The organism is Amycolatopsis sp. NPDC024027 (genome assembly GCF_040638975.1).
GTDB lineage: Bacteria > Actinomycetota > Actinomycetes > Mycobacteriales > Pseudonocardiaceae > Amycolatopsis.
This window is the reverse complement of record NZ_JBEZYY010000010.1, coordinates 100,985-125,579: the sequence shown is the minus strand read 5'-3', so window position 1 is coordinate 125,579 and position 24,595 is coordinate 100,985. Positions and strand designations below refer to the sequence as shown.

Sequence of the window (24,595 nt, the reverse complement as noted above, 5' to 3'; positions counted from 1 at the left end):
CGCGGGGCAGTCCGGTCCCCGAGGGCCGACAATGGACCGCATGACCGCAGTCCTCGTCGCCTACGCCGGGCGTCACGGCGGAACCCGGCAGATCGCCGAGGTCATCGCCGCCGAGCTCGGTGCGGGGGGCTTGACCGTCGACGTGCGCGACGCCGCCGACGTGGCCGGCGTCGAGCACTACGCCGCGGTCGTCGTCGGCAGTGCCCTGTACTACCACCGGTGGCGCCCGGAGGCCGTCCGGTTGCTGGAACGCAACGCGCGGGCGCTCGCCGAGCGTCCGGTGTGGTTGTTCCACAGCGGACCGTGCGGCCCCGGCGCGGCCACGCACCAGGTCAGCCTGCCGGCGAACGTGGCGTTGCTGGCCGCGCGCATCGACGCGGAACGCACGGCCACCTTCGGCGGCCGGCTGGACCCGGCGACCGTGCACGGCCTGATCCCGAAGCTGGTGGCGTCGGGCCGGCGGGCCGGCGACTTCCGCGACTGGGACCGGATCAAGGCGTGGGCCCGGGACGTCGGCCGCCGGGTCCGCATCCGCGTCGCACTCTGACCCTCTTGCCCGCCCGGGGCGGTGGGTGCTAAACCGGGCCTGAGGTCTTCCGGTGGGCAACCGACGGAACGGGGCGAACGTGACGGATCGACCGGGCAAGAAAGCGCTTACCTCGGACCAGCGCAACGCGTTCCTCGCGGCGCTGCTCGGCTGGAGCATGGACTCGTTCGACTACTTCCTCGTCGTCTTCGTCCTGGCGGACATCGCGAAGGACAAGTCGTTCGGGGCGACGGCCACGCAGCTGGCGTTCATCACGACGGCGACCTTGGTGATGCGCCCGGTCGGCGCGCTCCTGTTCGGCCTGTGGGCCGACCGGGTGGGCCGCCGGATCCCGCTGATGGCCGACGTCGTGCTGTACTCGGTGGCCGGCCTGCTGTGCGCGTTCGCGCCGAACTACACGGTGCTGCTGGTGCTGCGGTTCGTCTACGGCATCGGCATGGGCGGCGAGTGGGGCCTGGGCGCGGCGCTGGCGATGGAGAAGATCCCGGTCGAGCGCCGCGGCTTCTTTTCGGGCCTGCTGCAGGTCGGCTATTCGATCGGCTACCTGCTGGCGGCGCTGGCGTACCTGCTGTTTCACTCGGCGCTCGATCTGCAGTGGCGCTGGATCTTCGTGCTGAGCATCTTCCCGGCGCTGATCAGCCTGCTGATCCGCGCGCGCGTCCGCGAGTCGGAGGTGTGGGAGACCGCCCGAGAGAAGTTGAAGGTGACGCGGACGTCGGTGAAGGACATCCTGCTGAACCCGAAGGTGATCCGCCGCTTCGGCTACCTGATCCTGCTGATGACGGCGTTCAACTGGATGAGCCACGGAACCCAGGACGTCTACCCGAGCTTCTTGAAGGCCCACGACAACGGCGGCGCGGGGCTGAGCGCGGCGACGAGCACGTGGATAGCGGTGCTGTACAACATCGGAGCCATCATCGGCGGCTTGACGTTCGGCACGCTGTCGGAGCGGCTGGGCCGCCGCCGCACGATCGTGACGGCGGCGGTCCTGGGGCTCCCGGTGATCCCGATCTTCGCGTTCGACCACGGCGCGGGCATGCTGGCGCTGGGCTCGTTCCTGATGCAGATCATGGTCCAGGGGGCGTGGGGAGTGATCCCGGCGCACCTGACGGAGATGTCACCGGACGCGATCCGCGGGTTCTACCCGGGAGTGACCTACCAGCTGGGCAACCTGCTGGCGGCGTTGAACCTGCCGATCCAGCAGGCGATCGCGGAATCGCACGGGTACACCTCGGCTCTGGTGTGGACGGTGGTGCCGGGCCTGATCGCGGTCGCGGTGCTGACGGCGATCGGGAAGGAGGCGAAGGGCATCAAGTTCGGCGAGTCCGCGGTGGCGACCGCACCGGCCGGGGCGCAATGAGCTGGTCCGCTCAGGTGTCGGGCTCCGCTTCGGAACTTTCGCGTGATCCGGCCAATGCTTCTTCGATCATCATCCGTTCGTAGATTGCGGCGAATTGGCTCCGGCCGCTCTGCCGGGCGTGTTCCAGGAAGGAAAGGACGTGCGCGGGATCGGGTTCCAGGCCTAGCAAGTGAGCGGCGACGGCGGGGTCGCCCATTTCGATCGCACGGCGAGCCAGGCCGGTCAGGTGAGCGGTGGCGGGGTTCAGTGCGATGAAGGACGAAAGCACGAAAGCCGCAGTCGTCCGCCCTTGGTCGATGGCGAAGACGGCGAGCTCATGGAGATCCGGCCGGGGGCTGTCGGCGGTGATGGCGGCCGCCAAGATGGGAAGGGCCAGTCCGATCTTCGTCTCGACCGCCTGCCGGGCAAGCTCGGTAAGCTCTTCGAAGCCGCCGTTGCTGGAGAGCGCCTTTGCTGCCGTGACCATGACTATTCCGTCGCCGGTCCAGGCTGCGTCGCGGAAGATTTCCTGCACCTCGCGGAAGCGACCCAGCTTGCCGATGGCCAGGGCGATCAGCCCGATCGCCTCCGCGTCGCCGGTCTCGAAGGCCCGTCGGAAGCATTTCTCGGCGAACTCGAACCGGTCAGCCAGGTATGCGACCATGCCGATTGCCGCGACACTTCGGTCGGAGCTCAGGGAGAACACGGCATCCCACGTGTCATCCGGGACAGGCGAATCGCCCAGTGGGCTGGTGCCCTCCTGCGCCTGGTCCACCAGGTAGTCAGAAGCCAGGTACCGGCCATCGGCCCGAGGCTGCAGACATGAACTGGCGCTGAGCACCGGCTGGGCCGCCCACTGCAGACCTTCGGTGACCGACGGCAGATCGGGGCGGTCGCACCACGGCGCAGGCAGGTAGCAGCGATGCAGCTCGGCCAGCGTGGTGCGCGGAACGGGCTCGGTGTAGCCCGCCCGGCGGCAGTCGACCGCCGCGCTGATCAGGGCCTGGCCGACGTAGAACAGCGGGCTGTCACCGACCGACCAGCGCTGCAGCATCGGCGTGCCCGCCGCCAGGTACTCCGCGAACCCCTCAGAAGCCGTCAGCGCCCGGCCGATGCGCGGGTCACCTGCCCGTGCGGTCTTCGCGCGCTCCTGCTCGGCCTCCGTCAAGTGCTGCTCGATCGCGATCAGATGGCTCGGCGGGATTCCGGCGATCAGATCCGCCGCAGCTTTGTTGATCGTGCCTTCGACGGCCCGGAAGGCAGCGAGCTCGTGGTCGCGGATGGTGGCGACCACACGGACCGAGGGAGCCAGCCGCTGGAGCAGACCCACGTCGAGGCCACCCGGGACGAGGAAGCGTTCAAGGTCGTCGAGCCAGATCACGGTGTCCTTCAAACCGGACTCGACCATCTCCCGCAACGCCGGTCCGTCGATCGGAATGAGCAGCTGGTGACCGGGACGCAGGCGGCGGATGGCCTCGGCCGCCGCGCGGCTCTTGCCCGCGGCGGCGCGGCCGTGCAACAGGACCAGGCCGTCGCTCGCGATCGCCCACTCCAGGTCCTTGTCGCGGTCCCGGGGCACATACCGGGGGAGATCCCGGTCGGCGAACGTGTCCACCGCTCGCTTGACCCGCAACGCCAGCAGCGACACGTCGGCGACGCGAGGCAGCCGGTCGCCGTCGAGGTGGAGTGCCCGGCCCACGTACACGCTCTGCGGGACCTCAGGCTCCCGGCGGCGTCGCAAGTCGATCAGGGAGAAACCGACCGCCACGACAGCGGCGAGCCAGCTCAGCGCCTCGAGCGTCCGCCGGACCGGACCACCGTCCGCCACCAGCCAGCTCAGCCATCCGAGCCGCAGCGCTACCAGAAGCACGACCGGGACCAGGACGAGCGAAGCACGGCGGATCCAACGGGACTTCACGGCGTCACGAGCGCCGCTTCATAGGCGAAAATTGTCAACTGCACCCGGTTCGACACATCCAGCTTCGCGAACGTCCGCGTGATGTGGGTCTTCACCGTCGCCTCGCTCAAAAACAGCTCGGCAGCGATCGACGCGTTCGGCTTGCCCTGGGCCACCGCCGTCACGATCTCGCGCTCTCGCACGCTGAGCAGCTCCAGCTTCGCCTGAGCCCGCGAGCGCCGCGGGTTGGCGCGCGCCGCCACGAACTGGCCGATCAGCTGCTTCGTCGTCCGGGGGGACAACATCGCGTCGCCGTTGGCCACCACGCGGACGCCTTCGATGATCTCCTGCGGTGAGCCCTCCTTCAGCAGGAAGCCGCTCGCTCCGGCCGCCAAGGCCTCGAACACGTACTCGTCCAGGTCGAACGTCGTCAGGATCAGCACCTTCGGCGGGCGGGGCTGGGCCAGCACGGCCGCCGTGGCCACCAGGCCGTTCATGCGGCGCATGCGGATGTCCATGATCACCACGTCCGGCGCGTGCCGGGCGACCTGCTGGACCGCTTCGTCGCCGTCGCCCGCCTCCGCGACCACCCGCAGATCCGGCGTGCTGCCCAGGATCATGGACAGTCCGGTGCGGACCAGCGGGTCGTCGTCGACGAGCAGTACGCGCACGCTCACCCGCTCATGCTAGGGCGCCGGTACCACCCACGGCAGCCAGGCCCGCAGCGCGAACGTCCGCTCGTCGACCGGACCCGCCGTGAGGGTGCCGCCCAGCAGGGCGATCCGCTCGTTGACGCCGGTGAGCCCGGTGCCCGACCCCGGTGACGGCACCGGGTGCGGCGGCAGCGGGTTGAGGACCTCCAGGGACAACCCCGCGCCCGGGCCGCCGCGCACCAGCACCTCCGCCGGCGCCCCCGGTGCGTGCCGCAGCACGTTGGTCAGGGCCTCCTGGAGGATCCGGTACGCCGCGGTGGCGAGCGGGACCGGAGCCGCCGACACCTGGTCGAGCAGGATCGTCACGTTGACCGCCAGGCCCGCTTGCCGGGCGCCGGCGACCAGGTCGGGGATGTCGGCCAGCGTCGGCGGTGGCGGCTCCGCGGGGCCGCCGGGTGCCCGCTCGGCGAAGCCCGGGCCACGCAGCACGCCGATCACCTGCCGCAGGTCGTCGAGCGACTGCCGGGCGGTGGTCCGCACGGTCTTGGCCGCCGCCACCGCGTCCGGCGTCGTGGCGGCGGTGACCTCCAACGCGCCCGCCTGCAACGAAAGCAGGGACAGCCGGTGCCCGAGGACGTCGTGCATCTCGCGGGCGATCCGCGCCTGCTCCTCCTTGCGTGCCACCTGATCGCGCAGCGCCTCCTGCTCGGCGATCCGGCGGCGCGTCTCGGCGAGGCTGTGCCGGACGATCCCCAGCGTGAGGGGCACCGCCGTGTACACCACCGCGGTCAGCGCCACCCCGGTGAGCTTGGCGGCGGTCGAGCCGGTCGACATCCAGGCCTCGGCGAGCGACGACTCCGCGGCCCGGCTCGCGTCCCGCCAGACCGCGAGCCCGGTCGCCGCGAACACCAGCGTCGCCGCGCTCCACCGCCACCAGCCCACGTACCGGGTGGTGAGCGCGGCGAGGGCGATCAGCGCCGCCATGGAGTCGCCAGCCAGCAGCAGCGGCGGCACCACCGCGATGCCGGTCACGAGCAGCGGCCAGCGGTGCCGCCAGACCAGCATGACCGCCGCGCCGATCGCGACGAGCCAGCCGAGCATCCCGAACGCCGTGGGCAACGCGTCCGGGTCGTCCGGCGGCGAGCTTTCCAACGCGAAGTTGACGGTGCTCGTCAGCACGCCCGCCGCGACCGCGAGCACGGTGCACACCACCCGAAGCACGGAGCGTCCCATGGCGAAAGCCTACGAGGCGCCCCGGTCCGGACCATCAGCCCTTCCGCTTGTCCACCCCGCCTCCGGTGACGACTTTCGTCGTAACGGGTCGAGGCCCGCGGATGACGCGGGACGCCCCGCCGCGCTGGTTTCCTTCTCGCCGTCAAGCAGCAGCGAAAGGAACCCCGATGACCGACTACACCCCGCTCCAGCAGCACGCGGCCCCGCCGGCCACGCCGCCGCGCAACGGCCTGGGCACGGCCGGGTTCGTCCTCGGCCTGATCGGGCTGGTGATCGCGCCGATCCCGCTCGCCGGTGTGGTCGCCTGGCCCCTGTCCGTGCTCGGCCTGATCCTGTCCGCGGTCGGCGTGGCCAGGGTGCGCCGCGGAAAGGCCACCAACAAGGGCCTTTCGATCGCCGGCGTCATCGTGTCGCTGCTGGGGCTGGTCGTCAGCATCCTGTGGGCGGTGGTGATCGGCAAGGCGATCAGCGACGTCAACGACCAGGCCACCCAGCACCACACCGTCGTCTACCAGGTGAGCGGGGACGCGAAGACCGTCGACATCGACTACAGCACCTTCGACCGGAACACGATCCTGATCAACACCGAGACGTCGGCCGCGGTGCCGTGGACCAAGACCGTCGAAGCCACCGGGTTCCTCGCGGGAGCCCAGTTCACCGCGACCGCCGGGCCCGACGGCGGCTCGGTGACCTGCAAGGTGATCGTCGACGGCAAGGAGGCGAAGACCGCGACCGCGGCCGGGCCCGGAGCCGTCGCCGGCTGCACCGGCTTCTGAACCGGGGAGGTGGGACCCGCCAGGGGCGGGTCCCACCCCGGTTCAGCTGCAGTGCTCGAACTGGCTGTCGTAGGCCTGGCCGCCGGCCGAGCCGCCCCACCTCACGCACTTGTCCGCCGCGGCCGCCGAGACCGGGCCGGCGAAGTAGGAGAACGAGCCCGAATCGGTGACCCGTGCCGAGCCCTTGACCTCAAGGTAGGCCGACGTCGCCGTGCCCGTCCCGGTGGACGCGCTCTTCATCGTGCTGACGCAGTTCTTTCCGTTGGCCCCGTTGTACGACAGGAAGACCGTGCCCGCCGAGCCGAGCGCCTTCGAATCGATCACGCTGTAGCCGCCACCGCAGGCCGGCGCGCCGAGCGCGGTATCGGTGATCGTGGCGAAGCGGATCGAGTTGCGGTATTCGCCACCCGTTCCGGCTTCGAAGATCACTCCGGCCGACGACTCGGACAGCGGAACCATGTCCGAGTACGCCGCGTCCTGGCCCCACACGAGCAAGCTGCCGGCGGTACCGGTCCAGTTGGCGCCCTCGTCGAACGACGAGTGGATCCGGAGTTCCTTGCGTTCGCCGCAGAGGGATGGCGCGGCGAACAGGAGGCGGTTGTACTTGCCGCCGGTGTCGGTGGCGCTCATGCGGCCCGTCGACCCCTCGACGACCGAGGCGACGAGGTCGGTGGCGAAGGTGAAGTTCTGGCTGAAGGTCTCGGCGCCGTCCGAGCTGATCGCGAACGCCCGGTTGCGCGTTCCGTCGGCCAGGCACTTGTTGCCGTCGTTCGCCTGGTTGCGGGCGGCGGCGTAGACCCGGCCGTCGTTGAGCTCGGTGACGCTGATCTCCTGGGGGTTCATCGCGCTCGACGTCGGCTTGCCCTCGGCGCCGAGGTGCCAGGTGCTGCCCTTGTCGTCGCTGTAGATCAGGGCGCCGATGTTCGAGTAGCTCATCCCGGCGACGAGCCGGCCCGCGTGGGCGCCGCGCGTCAGCACGATCCCGTGGGACGGCCCGGTGGCCAGCCATTCCGGCGCGGTCGAGAAGCCGAGCTCCGTGGTCAGCGTCTTCGGCGCGTCCCACGTCTTCCCGTTGTCGTCGCTGATGGACACGCGCGGGATCCGGTTGCACTTAGGACTGGTGAAGCACTGCATGGTGGACAGCAGCACGATCCGGTTGCTGCCCGGGATGACGATCGGCGCGGGGTTGCCCTTCACATCACCGAACGCGGTGATGACGGTTTTCATTTCGCCCCACGACTTGCCGCCGTCGGTGGAGCGCTTCATCACGAGGTCGATCTTGCCGAGGTCGTTGCACCAGCTGGCTCCGTCGTTGCGACCTTCGGCGAAGGCGAGCAGGTCGCCGTTGTTCGCCTTGACGACGGTGGGGATGCGGTAACAGTCATGGCCGTCGGTGTTCCTGGCGAACACCACCGAGCTGGCCACGTCGGCCTGGGCGGTCGCGGCGCCGACGGCGGCCGGGACGGCGACGGCGGCGCATCCCAGGAGCCCGGCCAGCAGGCCCTGGGCGATTCGGGTGATCTTCACGGTTCGAGCTCCCTACGGATTCGTTTCACGTCTCGGCAGCAGCGTCGGCGCAATCCGTACAAGAGCCGTACAACCTCGCGTATAACGAACTATTCGTGACCGGCAGGCAAAGTTCAGGCGAACGCGGCCAGGGTGCCGAACCCGGTCGCCAGCACCAGAAGCGTGGACAGGAGACCCAAGAGCAAGGCTCGTCCGCCACCACGCAGCAACGTGCCGAGCCGCACCGCGCAGCCGAGGCCGAACAACGCACCCGCGAGCAGCAGCGTCGACGCGGTCTTCGCGACGTCGAGCACGAACGCGGGGACCAGGCCGGTGCTCCGGACGGCGACCATCGCGACGAAGCCGAGGACGAACAGCGGCACGAGCGGAGCGTGCGTGTCGCGGCGGCCGCGTTCGGTCGCGCCGACGAGCGCGACCACCGGGGCGAGCAGCACGACGCGGCTCAGCTTCACCACGACGGCGATCCCGACCGCGGCCGGGCCCGCGGGCCCGGCCGCCGCGACCACCTGGGCGACTTCGTGCACCGAGATCCCGGCCCAGCTGCCGGTCCGGGTCGCGTCCAAGCCGAGGGCGCGCGCGAGCAGGGGAAGCGCGGCCAAGGCGAAGCTGCCGTAGCAGGTGACGAGTGCGACGGCGGTGGCGACGTCTTCGTCGTCGCGCTCGATCACGCCTTCCATCGCGGCGATCGCCGACGCACCGCAGATCGAGAAGCCGGTGGCGATCAGCAGGGCGAGACTGCGCGGGACCCGGACCAGCCGGGCGAGGCCGAGCGTGCCGAGGAAGGTGACGGCGACCGTCAGCACGACCGCGGCCAGCGTGCCGGGGCCCAGTGCGAGCACGGTGGGGACGGCGAGCTGGAGCCCGAGCAGGACGACGCCCGCGCGCAGCAGGCGTTTCGTGAGACGGGCGACGGCCTGGCGCTGCTCGCCGGTCAGGACGGGCGTGCTCCCGACCACGACGCCGAGCACCACCGCGACGGTGAGGGCGCCCACCACCGGCCAGGCCGAGCTGAGCGCGTACGCCGCGGCGACGCCGAGCCCGGTGATCGCGAAGCCGGAGGTCTTCGCCGTCGTCAGTGCCATCCCTGCAGCGTCGTCGCCCGCGGGCGCGCGCGGTAGCCGGCAGTCCGTGGTGAGGTCATAGACTGAAGCTATGACCGGACCGGATCTGGACTCGCTGCGCCTGCTGGTGCTCGTCGACGACCTCGGCAGCATCGGCCAGGCGGCGGGCGCCCTCGGCATCGCCCAGCCGTCGGCGAGCAAACGACTGTCCACTTTGGAACGCCAATTGGGACTGTCCCTGGTGGACCGGACCCGGCGCGGCTCGGCACTGACCCCGGACGGCCGGGTGATCGCGGGCTGGGCCCACCGCGTGCTGACCGAAGTGGACGGACTGCGCACCGGCGCGGAAGCCCTGCGCACCCAGCGTGGCGCGCAGTTGCGCGTCGCGGCGAGCATGACGCTCGCCGAGCACTTCGTGCCCGCCTGGATCGGCGAGGTCAAGCGGACCGGGCCGGACACCTACGTCGGGCTCGAGGTGGTGAACTCCGAGCAGGTCGCCGACCTGGTCGCGCGCGGGCGGGTGGACCTGGGGTTCGTCGAGTCGCCGGGGCCGTGGCCGGGGCTGGCCACGCGCCGCGTCGCGGCGGACCGGCTCGTCGTGGTGGTCCCGGCGGGGCACGCCTGGGCGCGGCGCCGTCGTCCGCTGCGGGCCGAGGAGCTGGCCGCGACGCCGTTGGTGGTGCGCGAGCCGGGCTCGGGAACGCGCGAGACGGTCGAGACGGCGCTGCGCCGGGCGGGGGCGGGGCCGGTGCGGCCGTTGCTGGAGCTGGGTTCGGCCTCGGCGGTGCGCAACGCGGTGATCACCGGCGCCGGGCCGGCGGTGATCAGCGACCTCGACGTGGTGCGCGAAGTGGCCGGCCGGCGGCTGGTGCCGGTGCCGGTGGAGGACGTGGAGCTGGGCCGGGTGCTGCGCGCGGTGTGGCCGGCGGGCCGGCGCCTGACGGGCCCGGCGGCGGAACTGCTGACGCTGGCGGTGCGGTCCGGTTCTTAGCGTGCCGAAACCTTGAGGCCGGCCGCTTCGGGGCTGGTCAGGTGCGCCTCCAGCGTCTTGCACGCGGACACCAGGAGGTCGTTGTCGTCGGCTGCGCGGGTGGCCAGGGCCACCTGGCACGGCTCGATGCCGTCCAGCGGAACGATCGTCACGTCGCGCCGGAGCCGGCTGAACCGGACCCCGGCCGGGACGATCGCCACCAGCTGGCCCGCGGCGATCAGTTCGAACTTCTCCTCGAACTCCTTGATCAGCGGGCCGTCCGGGGCGCGGCGGCCGTCCGGGCGCGGGTCGATGCGCCAGAACGCGTTCCACTCCGGGTCGTCGACGCGGGGGAGCGGCTCGTCCGCGAAATCGGCCAGCGTGACCGACTCCCGGCCGGCCAGGCGGTGGTCCGCCGACACCAGCAGCACCCGCTCTTCGGGGTAGAGCACGGTGACCCGCAGCTGGTCGGCCCGCAGCGGCAACCGCGTCACCGCGACGTCCACCCGGTGCTCCAGCAGCGCCGCCCGGGTTTCGGTCCAGCCGAGGTGCCGGGTCAGCACCTCGGCCTCCGGGTGGCGGCGGCGCAGTTCGCGCACCGCCGGCGTGACGAACAGGTTCGTCCGGTAGCCGACGGTGATGCGGCTCGGCGCGGCCGCCGCGCGGGTGCTCACCGCCGCCTGCTCGGCCGACCGCAGCAGCGCCTTGGCGCGGGGCAGGAACACTTCGCCCGCTTCGGTCAGCCGCGTGCCCTGCGGCGTGCGATCCAGCAGGCGCGCGCCGAGCTGGCCCTCGAGCCGGCGGATCTGCCGGCTCAGCGACGGCTGCGTCGTGTGCAGCGCGGCCGCCGCGCGCCCGAAGTGCCGATGCTCGGCCACGGCCGTGAAGTACCGCACCAGCCGCAGGTCCAGGTCCGCCATGACCGCAGTCTAGCTGCGGTGATGCCTGAACCGTATCGGCTGATGAGAACCAGGCTTTGGACGTCCGGGCCGCCGCGGCCCAACGATGGAACCACTGTCAGCCAGCTACGAGGAGTACGAAAATGCGGGTGTTCGTCACCGGCGCGACCGGGTTCGTCGGCAGCGCCGTCGTCCGGGAACTGCGGGAAGCGGGGCACGAGGTCCTCGGCCTTTCCCGTTCGGACGACAAGGCCGCGGCGCTCGCGGCCACCGGCGCCGAGGTCCGGCGCGGGAATTTGACCGACCTGGACGGCCTCCGCGCGGCAGCCGCCGAAGCGGACGCGGTCGTCCACACCGCCTACGTCCACGACGACTTCGCCGACCTCACGGGCGCGGCCGCGACCGACCGTGCGGCGATCGGTGCGTTCGGCGAAGCGCTCGAAGGATCCGGGAAGGCGTTGATCATCACGGCCGCGACCGGCCCGGTGGCCCCGGGGCGGATGGCCACCGAAGAAGACGCGGCCGACCCGGCGTTCCCGCGATCGGCGTCGGAGGCGGCGGCGCTCGCGCTGGCCGAGCGCGGTGTGCGCGCATCGGTGCTGCGGCTGCCGCATTCGGTGCACGGCGAGGGCGACGGGCACGGGTTCGTCCCGGCCCTGATCCGGCTCGCGCGCGAGACGGGGGTATCGGCCTACCCGGGCGACGGCACGGGCCGCTGGGCCGCGGTGCACCGGTTCGACGCGGCGCGCCTGTACCGCTTGGCCGTCGAGGCGGCGCCCGCGGGCGTGCGGCTGCACGCGGTGGGCGACGAAGGCGTGCCGCTGAACGTGCTCGCCGGGGTCATCGGGGAGCGCCTCGGGCTGCCGGTGCGGTCGGTGGCCGACGTCCGGGGCCACTTCGGCTGGCTCGCGCACTTCGCCGGGCCGGACGCGCCGGCGTCGAGCGTCCTGACGCAGAAGCGGCTCGGGTGGCTGCCCGAGTGGCCCGGCCTGGTCGCCGACCTGGAAGCCGGGCACTACTTCGGCTGACCTTCCTTGCCCTCGATCGAGCGGCGATATATCGTGTGAATGTCGCCGATACGACTTGGAGGGTCATCATGGAGATGAGCGCGGGCGCGGAACGGATTTTCGCGGGGTTCGGGGGGCACTTCGGGCAGGGGCACCCCGGGCACCCGGGGGGCGGGCACGGCGGGTTCGGGCACGGCCATCCGGGGCCGGGGCGCGTCGGGGCTGAGCACGCGGGATTCGGGCATCCGGGACCCGGGGCCGAGCATGCGGGGTTCGGGCACGGGCACCCGGGGCACGCCGGGGCGGAACACGCGGGGTTCGGGCACCCGGGGCACGCCGGGGCCGAGCACGGTGGATTCGGGCACGGGCATCCGGGGCCGGAGCATGAGGTGCCGGGGCAGGAGGACTGGGACGGCGGCCCGGAGCTCGCCCGAGGGTTCCCGCCGCCGCCACCTCACCCGCCCCAGCCCCCGGGCGGCCCGGGCTTCCCCGGGTTCCCGGGCGGCCCGGGCTCGTTCGGCGGCCCGGGCGGCTGGTTCGGCGGGGGCGGGCCGTTCCAGCGGGTCCGCGAGTTCCGCGGCGGCGGCGGAGGCCGCCCGCCGGCCCGCCCGGTGCGGCCGGCGGTGCTGGCGCTGCTGGCCGAGGAACCGAGGCACGGCTACCAGCTGATGCAGGAAATCCGGCGTCGCACGCACGATCGCTGGCGGCCCAGCCCGGGATCGGTGTACCCGATCCTGCAGCAGCTGGAGGACGAGGGCCTGGTCCACACGGTCGAGACGGCCGGTCGCCGGGTGGCGGAGCTGACCGAGGCGGGGCGCGAGCACGTGGCGGGCCGCGAGGAGGAGTTCGCGGCGCTGTGGGAGGAGCCGGAGGAGGAGCCGGGCGCCGACCGGTTCGCGGCGCTGTGGCACGCGCTGGGCGAGCTGTCCGGCGCGGCCGCCCAGGTGGGGTACAGCGGCAACGAGGCCCAGGTCGCGGAGGTGAAGAAGATCCTCGCGGACGCGCGGCGCCGGGTGTACGCGGTACTGGCCGACGCGGGCCTGGAGGACGAGGACGCCTGACGGCCGGGTCCGCGGGCTGGTCTCGGTGGCGGGCGGGCTGATCCGGCCGGTTGTGGTCGTCGGAGCTGCCGTGCCCGCATGACTGCGGGTCGAGCGGCCGGGACCGCTCGCGTCCGGCCGGCCGCCGGCGGCTCAAGACCCGCCGCGCCCCGGCGGCCACCGTGCCGACCTGGCCCATCCCGGCCGACCGGTCGCGGCCGACCCGGACAGGTCCCGGCCGCCCTGCCCCGGCCGACCCGGGCAGGGCTCCGGCCGACTCGGCGAGGTCCCGGCCGGTCCGGCCACCCCGCCCGGCCCACCGAATCACCCCGCCGGCCGGATCGTCCACATCGGACGGTCCGGCCGGCGGGTAGGCTCCACCCCATGGAGGAGCAGGACTTCGCCGCCCACCTGACCGCGACCATGACCGGCAGCGCCCTCACCATGCTGATCGGCGTCGGCCACCGCACCGGCCTGCTCGCCGCCGCCGCGCGGGGGCCCGCCACCAGTGCCGGGCTCGCCGAGCGGGCCGGGCTGCGGGAACGCTATGTCCGCGAGTGGCTCGGCGCCATGGTCACCGGCGGGATCTTCACCTACGACGGCCGCGAGTACACCTTGCCGCCGGAGCACGCCAAGTTCCTGCTCGGCGAAACCGCGGCGAACCTGATGCCGTCGCTGCTGACCCTGTCGGCGTTCACCGGCATCCTCCCGGACCTGGAACGCGCGTTCGCCGAAGGCGGCGGCGTCCCGAGGGCGGCCTACGGGCCCTACCTCGAAACCCTCGGCGCCAAGACCGGCGACAGCTGGAAGCACATCTACCGCGAGCACCTCGTGGACGGCTTCTTCGGCGCGGTCCCCGGCCTCAAGGAACGGCTGACGGCAGGCGCCCGCGTGCTCGACGTCGGCTGCGGCACCGGGCACGCGATCGCCGTCGCCGCCCGGGCGTTTCCCGCCTCCCGCTTCACCGGCCTGGACATCAACGCCGGCGTCGTCGAGCAGGCGAGAGAACACCGTCTCCCGAACGCCGGCTTCGCCGTCGGGGACGTCGCCGAGCTGGCCGCCGATACGCCCTACGACGTCATCACCGCGTTCGACGCCATCCACGACCAGGACCGTCCGGACGTCGTGCTGCGCCGGATCCACCGCGCGCTCGCCCCGGACGGCCTGTTCTTCATGGTGGACACCAACTTCTCCAGCCACCTGGAGCGCAACATCGGGAATCCGCTGGCGGCCCTCACCTACTCGATCAGCCTGATGTACTGCACGACGACGTCGCTGGCCGAGGGCGGCGCCGCGCTCGGCGCCGTGTGGGGCACCGAAAAGGCGTCGGAAATGCTCGCGGACGCGGGGTTCCGGCACGTCGAAGTGCTCGGATCCCCGCGCCCGCAGAACTGCATCTACGCCTGCCGCCCGTGACTCACTGCTGGTACGGCGCCGCCGCGGCCTTCGCGGCGGTGACCAGCGCGCCCTTGTTCTTCGGCCAGAACGTGCTGTCCACGCAGGTGTAACGCGGCAGGAAGCCGCCGCAGGAGCCGCTCGAACCGCCGACCTCGAACGTCACGCTGGCGACACCCAGCTCGCCGTAGGTGAAGTCGTCGGTGGTGCCGGACGTGTCGTAGCCGACGGTCTCCTCGTTGGTGCCGACGAGGTAGCCGTTGGACGCGGAGTACTTCGCGCCGAGCCTGCGGTACTGGGCGTCGTTCGGCGAGGTGGCCTGGGTGAAGCCCCACGGGATGATGATGTCGTTGCCGTAGCTGTGCAGCGTGATCATCGTGCCCTTGGCGGTGGCGGGCGCCGGGTCGTTGTTCCCGGTGCCGCGCTGGTCCGGGAAGATCGCGCGGGCCAGCTTCTCCAGCGCCTGCACCTCCGGCTCCGAACCCGCGCTCACGCCCTGGTAGGTCTCCGAACAGGCGGAGTTGGAGTCGCCGCCCCACTTGAACGTCGAGTTGCGGTTGAGGTCGACGCCGATGTTCGTGCCGCTGCAGCCGCCGCGGGAGTTGTTCGCGTTCTTGCGCTGCAGCTTCGGCGAGTTCCCGCCGGAAGCGACGATGTCGACGCCGTCGGGGTTGGCGATCGGCACCACCCACACCTCGGTGGTGTCCAGAATGGACTTCGCGGTGGCGTCGGTGGCGTAGCCGTCGGCGAGGTAGTCGATCCAGCGCCAGGCGAGCTCACCGGTCGACAGTTCGCGCGCGTGGATCTGGGCCATCAGGAAGAACTTCGGCTTCGTCGACGTCGTCGACAGCGTGCAGTCGCCGGCCTGCTTCTTGGTCAGGCAGATCGCCTGGACGTCGTGGCCGCCCTGGCCCTTGGTCTTCTTCCACGACTGCCCGATCGTGTACTTCGTGGCCAGGTCGGGGTGCGCCGAGGCGACCTGCGCGAGGTGGTTCTCGTGCGCGGTGACGGTCCGGTACCCGCCGTAGAAGGTGTCCGCCGCCAGGCTGTCCGTCCGCGCGGGCAGTTCCTTGTAGACGGTGTCGAAGTACGCGGGCCGGTAGCCGAGCGCCCGCAGCTTCGCGGCAACGGCTTGGCCGCCGACGACGTTGACGCTGCCGCCATCCCCCTCTTCGACGTCGAACCCGGCGGCGGCCAGCGCCTGCGCCTGGGTCGCGGTGGCCGGGACGCGCCAGAACACCGGCGTGTCCGCCGCCTGCGCGGTGGCGGTGCCGCCGAGCAGGGAGGTGAGCAGGACCCCGGACGCCGCGAGGGCGAGCCGGGACAAGGACCTTGACGCCATCGGGGGATCTCCTCACGCCGCACGGATGGAGGTCCGGTCGGAACCCGTGGTCACCGTACCGGCACGCACAGTGTGTCGGCCCGGTGCAAAGGGGTCATACCCCCGAAAGTCGCGAAACGCCGGAGGGCGGCACCTCCCGGGAGAAATGCCGCCCTCAGGCAAACCCGTCCGCTACCTCTTCAAGCCGTGTTCGATGGCTTCGATGATCCGGGGCCGCAGCTCGGCCGCCGAGATGATCGCGTCCACCGAGCCGACCTCGACCGCTCGCTGGATGCTGTGCACCCGGTCGAACTCCGCCGCCACCTCGCTCACCTTCTCCGCGCGGACCGCCGACTGGACCTCCGCCAGCTGGGTGCTCAACGCCGCCCGGGAAGCGCCGGCGGCCGCCGCCACCTGGGCCTGCAGCTCCGTTACGCGCGGGTCGTTCGCCGTGCGGTTGTTGACGTCGCCGGCGAACACCACCGCCGCCGCCGGGGCGCCGCCCAGCACCGAGGCGAACGAGCCCTCCAGGGCCAGCACCGTCATGTTCGGGTTGAGTGCCTTGGAGAACACCACGAACGCGCCGCCGTGGTACCGCGAAATCACGCAGAACACGATCGGGCCCTCGAAGTTGACGATCGCCCGGCCGATCTCCGCGCCGTACTCCAGCTGCAGCTTGCGCAGCGACTCCGGGGAGCCGTCGAAGCCCGACAGGTTCGCCAGCACCACCAGCGGCCGGTTGCCCGACGCCGCGTTGATCGCCCGCGCCGTCTTCTTCGACGACCGCGGGAACAGCGTGCCCGCGGTGTAGGTGTCCGGCCCGTCGGTGGGCGGGAAGCCGCGGCGGGGGACCGACCGCGACTCGATGCCGACCAGGCAGACCGGGCGGCCGCCGATGTGCACGTCCTGCACCGCCGCGGTGTCCGCGTCGGCCATGCCGGCCCAGCGCTCCAGCACCGGGTGGTCCTGGTCGGACAGCGCGCGCATCACCGTGCGGATGTCGAACGGCTTCTTGCGGTCCGGGTTGTGCTCGGCCGAGAAGATCTGGCCGACCGTCGTGAAGTCGCTGCCGACGATCGCGTGCGGGAACGACGAGACGTCCCGGTTGACCGGGTCGTTCGTGCCCACCTTGCGCGGGCCGGCCTCGCCCGGCACCACGTACGTGTGGTCGTAGTGCGCCATCAGCACTTCCCGCGCGGCCGGCAGGTTCGGCGCCCAGTACTGCGCCTGCCCGTTCGGGCCCATCACGCGGTCGTAGCCGCCGATGCCGAAGTTGTCCTCGGCCGACACGCCACCGGAGAAGTCGAGCGCCTGCTTGCCGGTGAGCACCATCGCCGAGTCCGGCGTCATCACCAGGATGCCCTTGGTGTGCATGAGCATCGTGGCTTCGGCGTTCCAGTACGGCTGGGCGCCGACGTTGATCCCGTTGACCACGATGTTGATCTCGCCGCCGTCCTGGGTGAACGTGACGATCCGCTTGAGCGCCGCGGCGACCCAGTCCATGTTCTCGGTGCCCGAGGACATCGAGATCCGCGCCCCCGACGACAGCGCGAACCACTCCAGCGGCACCTGCATCCGCTCGGCCAGGTCGAGCGCCGCGATCACCCGTGAGCATTCCGGTTCCGACAGCGCGCCGAGCGACTTCGTCGGGTCGCCGAGCAGCACGACGCGGGTGACGCCCTCCGGGTGCCGCTCGGTCCGGGTCGTGACGACGCCGGCGATGATCGCCGCGGTGTTCTTGCCCTTCGGCCGGTCCACCGGGACCAGGGCACCCGAGTCGTCCAGGTCGTGCTCGGCAAAGGTGCCGCCCGGCCCGGCGAGGAGGTCGGTCAGCTCGTACGGGTAGACATTGCCGCGCCGCGCCGCGCGCAGCACCTTCAGGCGGTAGTCGTCGAGGGGCTTCACCGGCTCGGTCGACGGCGCCTCGACGTGCAGCCGCGCGCCGTGGCCGGGGTCGAGGGCGATCCGGACGGCGAGCTCGGTCAGCTTGCCCGCGTCCGTGCGCCGCCGCGCCAGGAACTGGACCTCCTCCAGCCCGGCGCCCACCGAGGTCGGCAGGATGCGCTGGACGAGGGTGTTGAGCTCCTCGGTGGTCAGGTCGGTCGGCGGCCAGACGTACATCATGATGCGGTTCGTGTCGAACCGCTTGTTCTGCGGCCGCTGCGCCTGGATGTTGCGGATCGCGTCGAGGCAGGCGGTCACCGCGTCCTCGAGCGCCGGCAGCGCGACCAGCCGTCCGTCGGCCTCGCGCAGCGGCGTCAGGTCGCGGACCTGGCCCATCGCGATCAGCCGCTCGTCGGCCGGGTTGGTCTTCGCCGCGGCCTTGAACAGGTAGATCTCCTCGTCGGCCGAGGGCAGCCGGGTGAGGTCGAACTCGCGCAGCCGCTGCAGCTGCAGGCGCTGGGCGATCTGCGGGTGCAGGCCACGGATCAGCCTGTTCTCGGTGAAGCCGACCCCCTCGCGTTCGAAGGTGAAGTGGTGGTGCATCACCGCGCCGCCGGTGCCGGCCACGGTGATCACGAACCGGCGCACGCCGGCGGGCAGCGGGCTGTCGGCGAGCAACGCGCCGAGCTGCTCCGCGGTCGCGTCGACCTCCGGCTGGTCTTCCCAGCGCAGGTACAGGTCGGCGACCACCCCGTCGGTGGCCACCTCGCCGAGCGCGCGGAGGGCGACGGGCAGCTCGGCGATGTCGACGGCGGTAGTGACCAGCGGCAGCACGCCTTCGGGGGCGTTCAGCTCGGCGGTCAGCCAGCGGTGCCCGCCGGCTTCGCGCACGGCGACCCCGGAGAGCCGGCGGTTGCCGTAGTACCGGCGGGTCAGCACCTCCAGCAGCGGCGCGTGGTCGCGGCCCGGCCGCCCGATCCGCTGCCCGATCAGCCGGACCAGCGGCTGCGAGCCGGTGATCATGGCCTGGATCCGCTCGGCGCGGTCCGGCGCGTCCGGGTGCTGGTCGAGGTAGCTCAGCTCGGTGCGGACGGCGGCGTAGACGCGGGCGCGGTTGCGGCGCAGCAGCGGCTGGGCGAACCAGCGGAAGACCACACCGCGGGCCAGGTCGGACACCGCGGGGAAGCGCACCTGCGTGGCTTCGACCAGGTGCTCCAGGGTGAGCCCGGCGCGTTCGCTGAGCGGCTCGGCCGGCGGTGCCCCGGCCAGCCACTGCCGCAGCAGCTCCGAGACGACCGCGACGTCGGCCGCCGTCCGCTGCTGGGCCAGGAAGATCCGGAAGACCACGGCCTCCAGCTCCGGCGTGCGCTCCAAGTCCGTGACGCCGTAGTGCGCGAGGACGCGCTTGAGCTTCGCCTGGAAGCCCTCGGTGACGCCGGCGCGTTCGACGTCGAGGCTCTGCAGGTAGCTGTGGAAGAACTCGCGCGAGCTGTGCACCGGGCTGCCCGGTTCGGTGTCGAGTTCGCCGCCCGGGGTGTTGCGGCTGAGCTCGGACAGGTCGGCGAAGACGGTGAGCAGCTCCAGTTCGCCCTCGACCGGCCGGTTGCCCAGCTCGGCCCGGGCCTCCAGGTAGGTCGCGAGGAGCCGCTTGCGCTCGGCCGGGTCGACGTCGAAGCCGAGCAGCAGGCTGCGCAGGTCGTTGAGGCCGCGTTCGACGCGCTCGGCCGCGGACACGCCGTCCGGCACCGAAGGCAGCTCGATCTCGACGGTCTCGGTCTCGTCGGCCGCCTCGTCCTCGGCGCCGTCGGCCAGCGGTTCCAGGCGCATCAGCGGCGCGCCGGTCTCGACCTGGCTGCCGACGGACACCGGGCATTCGCGGACGCGGGCGCGGAACGGCGCGCGCAGCACCGTCTCCATCTTCATGCTCTCCAGCACGAGGATCGGCGCGTTCGCCTCGACCTCGTCACCGACGGACAACGGCGTGGCGACGACCAGCGCGGGCGCGGGGGAGCGGACGACGCCGCCCTCGTCGCGGCTGATGCGGTGGGTGACGCCGTCGACCTCGACGAGGTGGATCGGGCCGTGGGTGGCCGAAACCAGCCGGAAGCGCCGCCCGTTGACCAGGATCTGGCCGCTGTGGGCGTCGAAGCGGTCGATCTCGATGTCGGCGTGGTGGACGTCGGACGCCCCGGCCGAGATCCCGACGCGGAACCGGGTCCGCCCGGCCCGGGCGACGGAGACGCGGTAGCCGACACCCCGGAGCTTCAGGTCGAGCGGACGGCTCTCGTGCTGCACCTGCGGGCGGCCGCCGTGCGCGGTGACCAGCAGCCGCTGGACGGAGATCTCTTCTTCGTCCTGGTAGGCCTCGATGGCGGCCGCGGCGAGCGCGATCGCGGAGTGCCGGTGGGTGACCAGGCGGCCCTCGGCGCGGACGCGGTCGATCCAGCCGGTGTCGGCGCTGGCGTCGATCACCTCGGGCTGGTCGAGCAGGTCGAGCACGAAGCTCTTGTTGGTCGCGCCGCCCTCGATGATCACCGTGGTTTCGGCCATCGCGCGGCGCAGCCGGCCGAGGGCCTCGTCGCGGTCGCGGCCGTAGGCGATGATCTTGGCGATCATCGAGTCGAAGTCGGCCGGGATGGTGTCGCCTTCGCTGACGCCGGTGTCGACGCGGATACCAGGGCCGGCGGGCAGGGCGAGCCGCGCGATGCGGCCGGGGGAGGGGGCGAAGTCGCGGTCGGGGTCTTCGGCGTTGAGGCGGGCCTCGATGGCGTGCCCGCTCTCGGCCGGCTGATCGCCCTCGAGCTTGCCGCCGCCTGCCACGTGCAGCTGCAGCTTGACCAGGTCGGTGCCGGTGGTGATCTCGGTGATCGGGTGCTCGACCTGCAGGCGGGTGTTGACCTCGAGGAAGGCGAACAGCTTCTCGCCCGGGTGGTACAGGAACTCGACGGTGCACGCGCCGCGGTAGCCCACGGCCACCGCGAGCCGTTCCGCCGACGTCTTCAGCTCGGCCGTCTGCGGCGGCGAGAGGACCGGGGAGGCCGACTCCTCGATGATCTTCTGGTTGCGCCGCTGCACCGAGCAGTCGCGGACGCCGAGCGCCCACGCCGTCGCGCCGTCGGAGATGACCTGGACCTCGACGTGCCGGGCGCCGGTGACCAGGCGCTCCAGGAACACGACACCGGAGCCGAACGCCCGCAGCGCTTCGGAGCTGGTCCGCTCGTAGGCGTCGGCGAGGTCCTCGCCGGAGGCGACCATGCGGATGCCGCGCCCGCCGCCGCCCGCGGTCGCCTTGAGCATCAGCGGGTAGCCGATCCGCTCGCCGGCCGTCAGCGCGTCTTCGAGCGTGGCGACCTCGCCGCGGCTCCACGGCGCCACCGGCACGCCGACCTCTTCGGCGATCAGCTTCGCGCCGATCTTGTCGCCGAGCTTGCGCATCGCGTCCGCGCTCGGCCCGACGAAGGTGACGCCGACCTTCTCGCACAGCTCCGCGAAGGCCGGGTCCTCGGCCACGAAGCCCCAGCCGACCCAGGCGGCGTCGGCCTTCGTCTCGACCAGCGCCCGCTCGAGCTTGGCCAGGTCGAGGTAGGGGCGAGCCGAGGCCGGACCCAGGTCGTAGGCCAGATCCGCCTCGCGGACGAACGTGGCGGTGCGATCGGCGTCGGTGTAGAGGGCGACCGTCTCGATCCGCGTCCCGGTTTCCGCCGACAGATCCCGGACGGCGTGGATGAGCCGCATCGCGGCCTCTCCGCGGTTGACGATGGCGACACGACTGAACACCGGCTGAGCCTCCCAAGTACCACGCGCAGAAGGCGACGTACCTGTCCTGGAACGTCGCCTGCACTTGTCTACACCCTGGTGGATGACCGGGGCCGGGACCAATGTCCGCCATGGCGCATGCCGAGGCGGCTGAGTTGTGGAAACCATACAAAAAGCGACCGGCGCCACACCGCGCGGACCCGCTTTCACGCGAGGTTCGCGACAAAGCGCCCTGCGGGCGCGCGAACGGCAGGTGACGCGGAAGCGATCAGGAGGCGAGCACGACGTCGGACTCCAGGACCTGCCCCAGCTCGCGGCGCTCGGCTTCCGACAGGGGGACGGCGGCGACGTCGGACCGGCCGTCCGGTCCCGGCGCGGTGGTGACCACCAGCACGGGCCGCCCGTCGATCTCACGCAGGGTGACGCGGCCACCGCACGCGAGGTCGACGGTGACGCCGGGGCGCTCGCGATGCCTGCCCAGCCAGCGGCTGACGAAATCGAAGGTCATCGCGGTCTCCCCTCGGTACGGCGCGCTCCCCCTGGAGCACAGGTGTCGCTGACGGGTGCCCCGGATACCGCGGATCTACACCCGATCGTGCGAAACCGACGGGCCGGCACCCCCCGACGTGGTGCCGGCCCGCCCGGTTTGCCGGTCAGCGCAGGGGCGCCTCCAGGACGTACCGCTTCGCGAGCCCGGCACCACAGTCGACCTCGACGGTCCGCCGGACGACCGGCGTGCCGTCGTCGCCGCGCAGCGCGTAGCCGACCGCCGTCGAGTCCGGGATCGTGCGGACCTCGGCGGGCACGCGGCCGCCGGCCGAGAGCCGGCGCAGCAGCCGCTGCAGCGGCGCGTCGAGTGCTTCGTCCACAGTGGATGGATCGCGGGTGGCCGCGCCGGCCGACGGCGGCGCGGTGGGCGCGCCTTCGGTCAGCCGCTCGACCTCGCGGGTGGCGTCGACGATCGTCGTCACCGTGCCGCCGCCGTCGATGCCGACCCGCACCTCGCCGAGACCCGGCGTGACGACCGGGTGACCGTCGACCAGCTGCGTGAACACCACGTGCGTCTCGCGCACCCGCGGGTCGGCGACGTCGTCGGCGGTGCCGCCGGCGTGGTACTGGTGGCGCACCTTGTCGGCGACCAGGTCGACGCCGTCGGCCAGGCCGAACGTCTCGATCGCGTCCTGGGCGATCCGGACGGCTTCGTCCGCGCTCGGCGCGTCCCGGCCGGTGCCGTCGGCGTCGGCGAAGGTGATCTCGCGGACGCCGCGGTGGTCGACGCTCAGCCGCGGGCCGCCCTGGCCGTCGCCCAGCACGACGCCGTGCGGGCCCATCGCGTCGTCCGGCACCCCGCCGCCGAGCCGGACGCCGTAGTGGCCGGCCAGCTCGGCCAGCCGCGCGGCCGAAAGCCGCGGCGGGGCGAACCGGGCGGTCTGCGCCGAGCCCGGCAGCTCCAGCTCCGGCGCCCGGATGCTCTTGGCGGCGTCGTACCAGGTCCACCACCACCAGTTCTTCGAGGCGGCGGCGCTCGAGAAGGCCCCCTCGTTCCACAGCCGGTCCTGCGCCTCGGCCTGCGTCGCCCCGCACGCGACGACCGAGGGCGCCTGGTGGTGGTCGATGTCCCAGGACGCGTCCAGCCACGCCTTGCCGAACTTGTGGCCGTTGCCGTTCCACTTGCTGAAGAAGTAGGCGCCGTAGTTCGGGCTGTCGACGCTGGTCGTCTCGAAGCCGAAGATCATCCGGAGGCCGAGGTTGGCCGCGTCCCACGTGCGGATCGGGCTGTTGCCGTCGCCGATCCGCAGCGAGAGGCAGGTGGAGAAGAACAGGTAGCGCGCGACCTCGTTGCCCAGCCGCATGTCGGCCGAGCTCGCCCAGGCCGACTCGCCCCAGGTGCCGCCCATGGGCATCCAGAAGACGCCGTTCCCGTCCATGGTCCCGTGTCCGGAGTGGTACTCGGCGACGCAGGCGTCGAAGCCGTAGGTGCCCTGCCAGTCGTCGTACTGCTCGCCGTAGATCCACGACAGCACGCCGCCGTCGGTGTACCAGTAGTTCGGCGCGGCGAACTGCTTGACGTAATTGTAGAAACCGCCCGCGTCCTCATGGGTGTAGGAAAGGTCGTTCATCCCGGGCGGGAAGTCCTCGATGGAGCAGACGCCGTACCGGTTCGCACCCCGATCGGCGGCGACGCCGGTCCCGGAGCCGAACGGATCGGCCGAGGTCAGCGCCCGTGCGCCGGCGGTCGCACCCGGTGGTGCGGTGACCGCGCCGTTCTTCAGCAGTGCCATGATTCCTCCCCGTGAGTGGCAGAATGCAGCGATCGGACGGTAGCTGCCACCGCGGTGAAAACAATCGGATACATCTTTTTGCCACACCTTCAGCGCAATTTTTTCAGCGCTGCACCGATTCCGTGGAGTATTTTTGCGCGGGGCCGGGAACCGGTCGGCCCGCACCGGCCACAGTGGACATCACCGCGACGGGCGGGGCCGGGTTGGCCGCGGCGGCGGTGCCGGCCCGCTCGTCGGGGTGGCCCAGAAGATCCACAATGGACTCCGCGGGCAGGCCCGGGTGCCGGGCGAGCGCGCGCAGGGAGCGGACCGGCGCGCCGGCGAGCAGCGCGCGGGCCAGGCCGGCCGGGCAGTGCGGGTTCGCCGCGATCCGGGCGGCGACCGTCGCGCCGTGGCGGGCGAGGGTCCGCAGCTGCGCCGGGCTCAGGCCGGGGTTCGCCGCGACGGCTCGCGCGACGCCGACGTCCGGGTCTTCGGCGAACCGGGCGATGAGGCCGGCCGGCAGGTCCGGGCGGGCCGCCGCGAGCCGTCTGACCTCCGCCGCGGCGGAACCGGCGAGCATCCGCAGCTCGGCTTCGGTCGCGGTGGCGACGCGCGGCACGAGCGCTCGCCCGATCTTGGTCTCGAGCGCCGGCTCCGCCAGCAGCCCGAGCGGGACGCGGGGGTTCCGCGCGGCCGCCTGCCGGATCTCCCGGCTGCGATCGCGGGCGAGCGGCGGCGGCAGGAACGCGACGGCGGCGGGGTTGCTCGCGAGGTCCCACCGGACGCCCGGTAGGTCGTCCTCGGCGAGTCTCGCGTAGACGTCGGCGGCGAGGTCGTTGCGGGACGCCATCCGCCGGCGGACCAGCTGGGGCGCGTCGACGGGGAGGATTTCCGGTGGGGTGGCGGGGTTGGCGGCCAGGCCGCGCCGCAACGGGGTCATCGTCTTCTCCGAACGCTCCGCCCGGGTGCGGAACAGCGCAGGATCGCGGAAGTTCCGCGGCGCCGCAACCGGTTCGGCGGCCAGAA

Annotated in this window: 18 protein-coding genes; 7 read left to right on the top strand and 11 right to left on the bottom strand. The window is 72.2% G+C overall.

What is annotated here, in order from left to right:
• Positions 1 to 40: 40 nt before the first annotated feature.
• Both AB0F52_RS24785 and AB0F52_RS24780 read left to right on the top strand, forming a co-directional pair.
• On the top strand, positions 41 to 547 hold the full coding sequence (locus tag AB0F52_RS24785) for a flavodoxin domain-containing protein (protein ID WP_360175417.1): 507 nt from the start codon (positions 41 to 43) through the stop codon (positions 545 to 547).
• Between the two features lie 79 nt (positions 548 to 626).
• Entirely contained in the window at positions 627 to 1,907 is a 1,281-nt protein-coding gene (locus AB0F52_RS24780) for an MFS transporter (RefSeq protein ID WP_103338857.1), read from the top strand.
• 10 nt (positions 1,908 to 1,917) lie between these two features.
• Here AB0F52_RS24780 and AB0F52_RS24775 read toward each other — a convergent pair whose 3' ends face one another.
• From AB0F52_RS24775 to AB0F52_RS24765, 3 genes are read right to left on the bottom strand one after another with little or no spacing between them, the layout of a single operon-like run.
• On the bottom strand, positions 1,918 to 3,804 hold the full coding sequence (locus tag AB0F52_RS24775; protein ID WP_360175414.1) for a hypothetical protein: 1,887 nt from the start codon (positions 3,802 to 3,804) through the stop codon (positions 1,918 to 1,920).
• Positions 3,801 to 4,460: a response regulator transcription factor gene (locus AB0F52_RS24770; protein WP_360175411.1), complete on the bottom strand. Its 660-nt coding sequence runs from the start codon at positions 4,458 to 4,460 to the stop codon at positions 3,801 to 3,803. The genes AB0F52_RS24775 and AB0F52_RS24770 overlap by 4 nt, the downstream gene beginning before the upstream one ends.
• Positions 4,461 to 4,469: 9 nt before the next feature.
• Positions 4,470 to 5,669 carry a histidine kinase gene (locus AB0F52_RS24765; RefSeq protein ID WP_360175408.1) on the bottom strand — a complete coding sequence of 400 codons (1,200 nt, stop codon included), beginning with the start codon at positions 5,667 to 5,669 and terminating at the stop codon, positions 4,470 to 4,472.
• Positions 5,670 to 5,836: 167 nt separating this feature from the next.
• On the opposite strand from AB0F52_RS24765, the gene AB0F52_RS24760 reads away from it, so the two are divergent.
• Positions 5,837 to 6,445: an MmpS family transport accessory protein gene (locus AB0F52_RS24760; protein WP_360175405.1), complete on the top strand. Its 609-nt coding sequence runs from the start codon at positions 5,837 to 5,839 to the stop codon at positions 6,443 to 6,445.
• A gap of 42 nt (positions 6,446 to 6,487) precedes the next feature.
• On the opposite strand, the gene AB0F52_RS24755 is transcribed toward AB0F52_RS24760, so the two are convergent.
• Both AB0F52_RS24755 and AB0F52_RS24750 read right to left on the bottom strand, forming a co-directional pair.
• Positions 6,488 to 7,972 (bottom strand): sialidase family protein, encoded by a 1,485-nt coding sequence (locus AB0F52_RS24755; protein WP_360175402.1) that lies wholly within the window; start codon positions 7,970 to 7,972, stop codon positions 6,488 to 6,490.
• Between the two features lie 113 nt (positions 7,973 to 8,085).
• Positions 8,086 to 9,054: a putative sulfate exporter family transporter gene (locus AB0F52_RS24750; protein WP_360175399.1), complete on the bottom strand. Its 969-nt coding sequence runs from the start codon at positions 9,052 to 9,054 to the stop codon at positions 8,086 to 8,088.
• A 70-nt stretch (positions 9,055 to 9,124) separates the two neighbouring features.
• Between AB0F52_RS24750 and AB0F52_RS24745 the strand changes: the two genes are divergently transcribed.
• The gene (locus tag AB0F52_RS24745) at positions 9,125 to 10,024 is read left to right on the top strand and encodes a LysR family transcriptional regulator (RefSeq protein WP_360175396.1); all 900 of its coding nucleotides are present in this window, start codon (positions 9,125 to 9,127) and stop codon (positions 10,022 to 10,024) included.
• Here AB0F52_RS24745 and AB0F52_RS24740 read toward each other — a convergent pair.
• Positions 10,021 to 10,923, bottom strand: a complete 903-nt coding sequence (locus tag AB0F52_RS24740; protein ID WP_360175393.1) for a LysR substrate-binding domain-containing protein — start codon at positions 10,921 to 10,923, stop codon at positions 10,021 to 10,023. The genes AB0F52_RS24745 and AB0F52_RS24740 overlap by 4 nt on opposite strands.
• 122 nt (positions 10,924 to 11,045) lie before the next feature.
• Between AB0F52_RS24740 and AB0F52_RS24735 the strand changes: the two genes are divergently transcribed.
• The 3 genes from AB0F52_RS24735 to AB0F52_RS24725 all read left to right on the top strand — a co-directional run bounded on the left by AB0F52_RS24735 (position 11,046) and on the right by AB0F52_RS24725 (position 14,365).
• On the top strand, positions 11,046 to 11,930 hold the full coding sequence (locus AB0F52_RS24735; RefSeq protein WP_360175390.1) for an SDR family oxidoreductase: 885 nt from the start codon (positions 11,046 to 11,048) through the stop codon (positions 11,928 to 11,930).
• 368 nt (positions 11,931 to 12,298) lie between these two features.
• The gene (locus AB0F52_RS24730) at positions 12,299 to 12,970 is read left to right on the top strand and encodes a PadR family transcriptional regulator (protein ID WP_360175387.1); all 672 of its coding nucleotides are present in this window, start codon (positions 12,299 to 12,301) and stop codon (positions 12,968 to 12,970) included.
• 363 nt (positions 12,971 to 13,333) lie between these two features.
• Positions 13,334 to 14,365: a class I SAM-dependent methyltransferase gene (locus AB0F52_RS24725; protein ID WP_360175384.1), complete on the top strand. Its 1,032-nt coding sequence runs from the start codon at positions 13,334 to 13,336 to the stop codon at positions 14,363 to 14,365.
• 1 nt (position 14,366) lies between these two features.
• On the opposite strand, the gene AB0F52_RS24720 is transcribed toward AB0F52_RS24725, so the two are convergent.
• From AB0F52_RS24720 to AB0F52_RS24700, 5 genes are all read right to left on the bottom strand, one after another.
• On the bottom strand, positions 14,367 to 15,686 hold the full coding sequence (locus AB0F52_RS24720; protein ID WP_360175381.1) for a M14 family zinc carboxypeptidase: 1,320 nt from the start codon (positions 15,684 to 15,686) through the stop codon (positions 14,367 to 14,369).
• A gap of 171 nt (positions 15,687 to 15,857) precedes the next feature.
• Entirely contained in the window at positions 15,858 to 21,326 is a 5,469-nt protein-coding gene (locus tag AB0F52_RS24715; protein ID WP_360175378.1) for a biotin carboxylase N-terminal domain-containing protein, read from the bottom strand.
• A 247-nt stretch (positions 21,327 to 21,573) separates the two neighbouring features.
• Entirely contained in the window at positions 21,574 to 21,813 is a 240-nt protein-coding gene (locus AB0F52_RS24710; protein ID WP_360175375.1) for a hypothetical protein, read from the bottom strand.
• A 145-nt stretch (positions 21,814 to 21,958) separates the two neighbouring features.
• The gene (locus AB0F52_RS24705; RefSeq protein ID WP_360175372.1) at positions 21,959 to 23,587 is read right to left on the bottom strand and encodes a DUF6345 domain-containing protein; all 1,629 of its coding nucleotides are present in this window, start codon (positions 23,585 to 23,587) and stop codon (positions 21,959 to 21,961) included.
• A gap of 103 nt (positions 23,588 to 23,690) precedes the next feature.
• Positions 23,691 to 24,509 carry a hypothetical protein gene (locus tag AB0F52_RS24700; protein WP_360175369.1) on the bottom strand — a complete coding sequence of 273 codons (819 nt, stop codon included), beginning with the start codon at positions 24,507 to 24,509 and terminating at the stop codon, positions 23,691 to 23,693.
• Positions 24,510 to 24,595 lie beyond the last annotated feature (86 nt).

What these genes read in the sequence shown, in the direction of transcription:
- AB0F52_RS24785 (WP_360175417.1), top strand. Translation starts at nt 41, where the DNA reads ATGACCGCAGTCCTCGTCGCCTACGCCGGGCGTCACGGCGGAACCCGG.
- AB0F52_RS24765 (WP_360175408.1), bottom strand. Translation starts at nt 5,669, where the DNA reads ATGGGACGCTCCGTGCTTCGGGTGGTGTGCACCGTGCTCGCGGTCGCG.
- AB0F52_RS24760 (WP_360175405.1), top strand. Translation starts at nt 5,837, where the DNA reads ATGACCGACTACACCCCGCTCCAGCAGCACGCGGCCCCGCCGGCCACG.
- AB0F52_RS24750 (WP_360175399.1), bottom strand. Translation starts at nt 9,054, where the DNA reads ATGGCACTGACGACGGCGAAGACCTCCGGCTTCGCGATCACCGGGCTC.
- AB0F52_RS24745 (WP_360175396.1), top strand. Translation starts at nt 9,125, where the DNA reads ATGACCGGACCGGATCTGGACTCGCTGCGCCTGCTGGTGCTCGTCGAC.
- AB0F52_RS24740 (WP_360175393.1), bottom strand. Translation starts at nt 10,923, where the DNA reads ATGGCGGACCTGGACCTGCGGCTGGTGCGGTACTTCACGGCCGTGGCC.
- AB0F52_RS24735 (WP_360175390.1), top strand. Translation starts at nt 11,046, where the DNA reads ATGCGGGTGTTCGTCACCGGCGCGACCGGGTTCGTCGGCAGCGCCGTC.
- AB0F52_RS24725 (WP_360175384.1), top strand. Translation starts at nt 13,334, where the DNA reads ATGGAGGAGCAGGACTTCGCCGCCCACCTGACCGCGACCATGACCGGC.
- AB0F52_RS24720 (WP_360175381.1), bottom strand. Translation starts at nt 15,686, where the DNA reads ATGGCGTCAAGGTCCTTGTCCCGGCTCGCCCTCGCGGCGTCCGGGGTC.
- AB0F52_RS24710 (WP_360175375.1), bottom strand. Translation starts at nt 21,813, where the DNA reads ATGACCTTCGATTTCGTCAGCCGCTGGCTGGGCAGGCATCGCGAGCGC.
- AB0F52_RS24705 (WP_360175372.1), bottom strand. Translation starts at nt 23,587, where the DNA reads ATGGCACTGCTGAAGAACGGCGCGGTCACCGCACCACCGGGTGCGACC.
- AB0F52_RS24700 (WP_360175369.1), bottom strand. Translation starts at nt 24,509, where the DNA reads ATGACCCCGTTGCGGCGCGGCCTGGCCGCCAACCCCGCCACCCCACCG.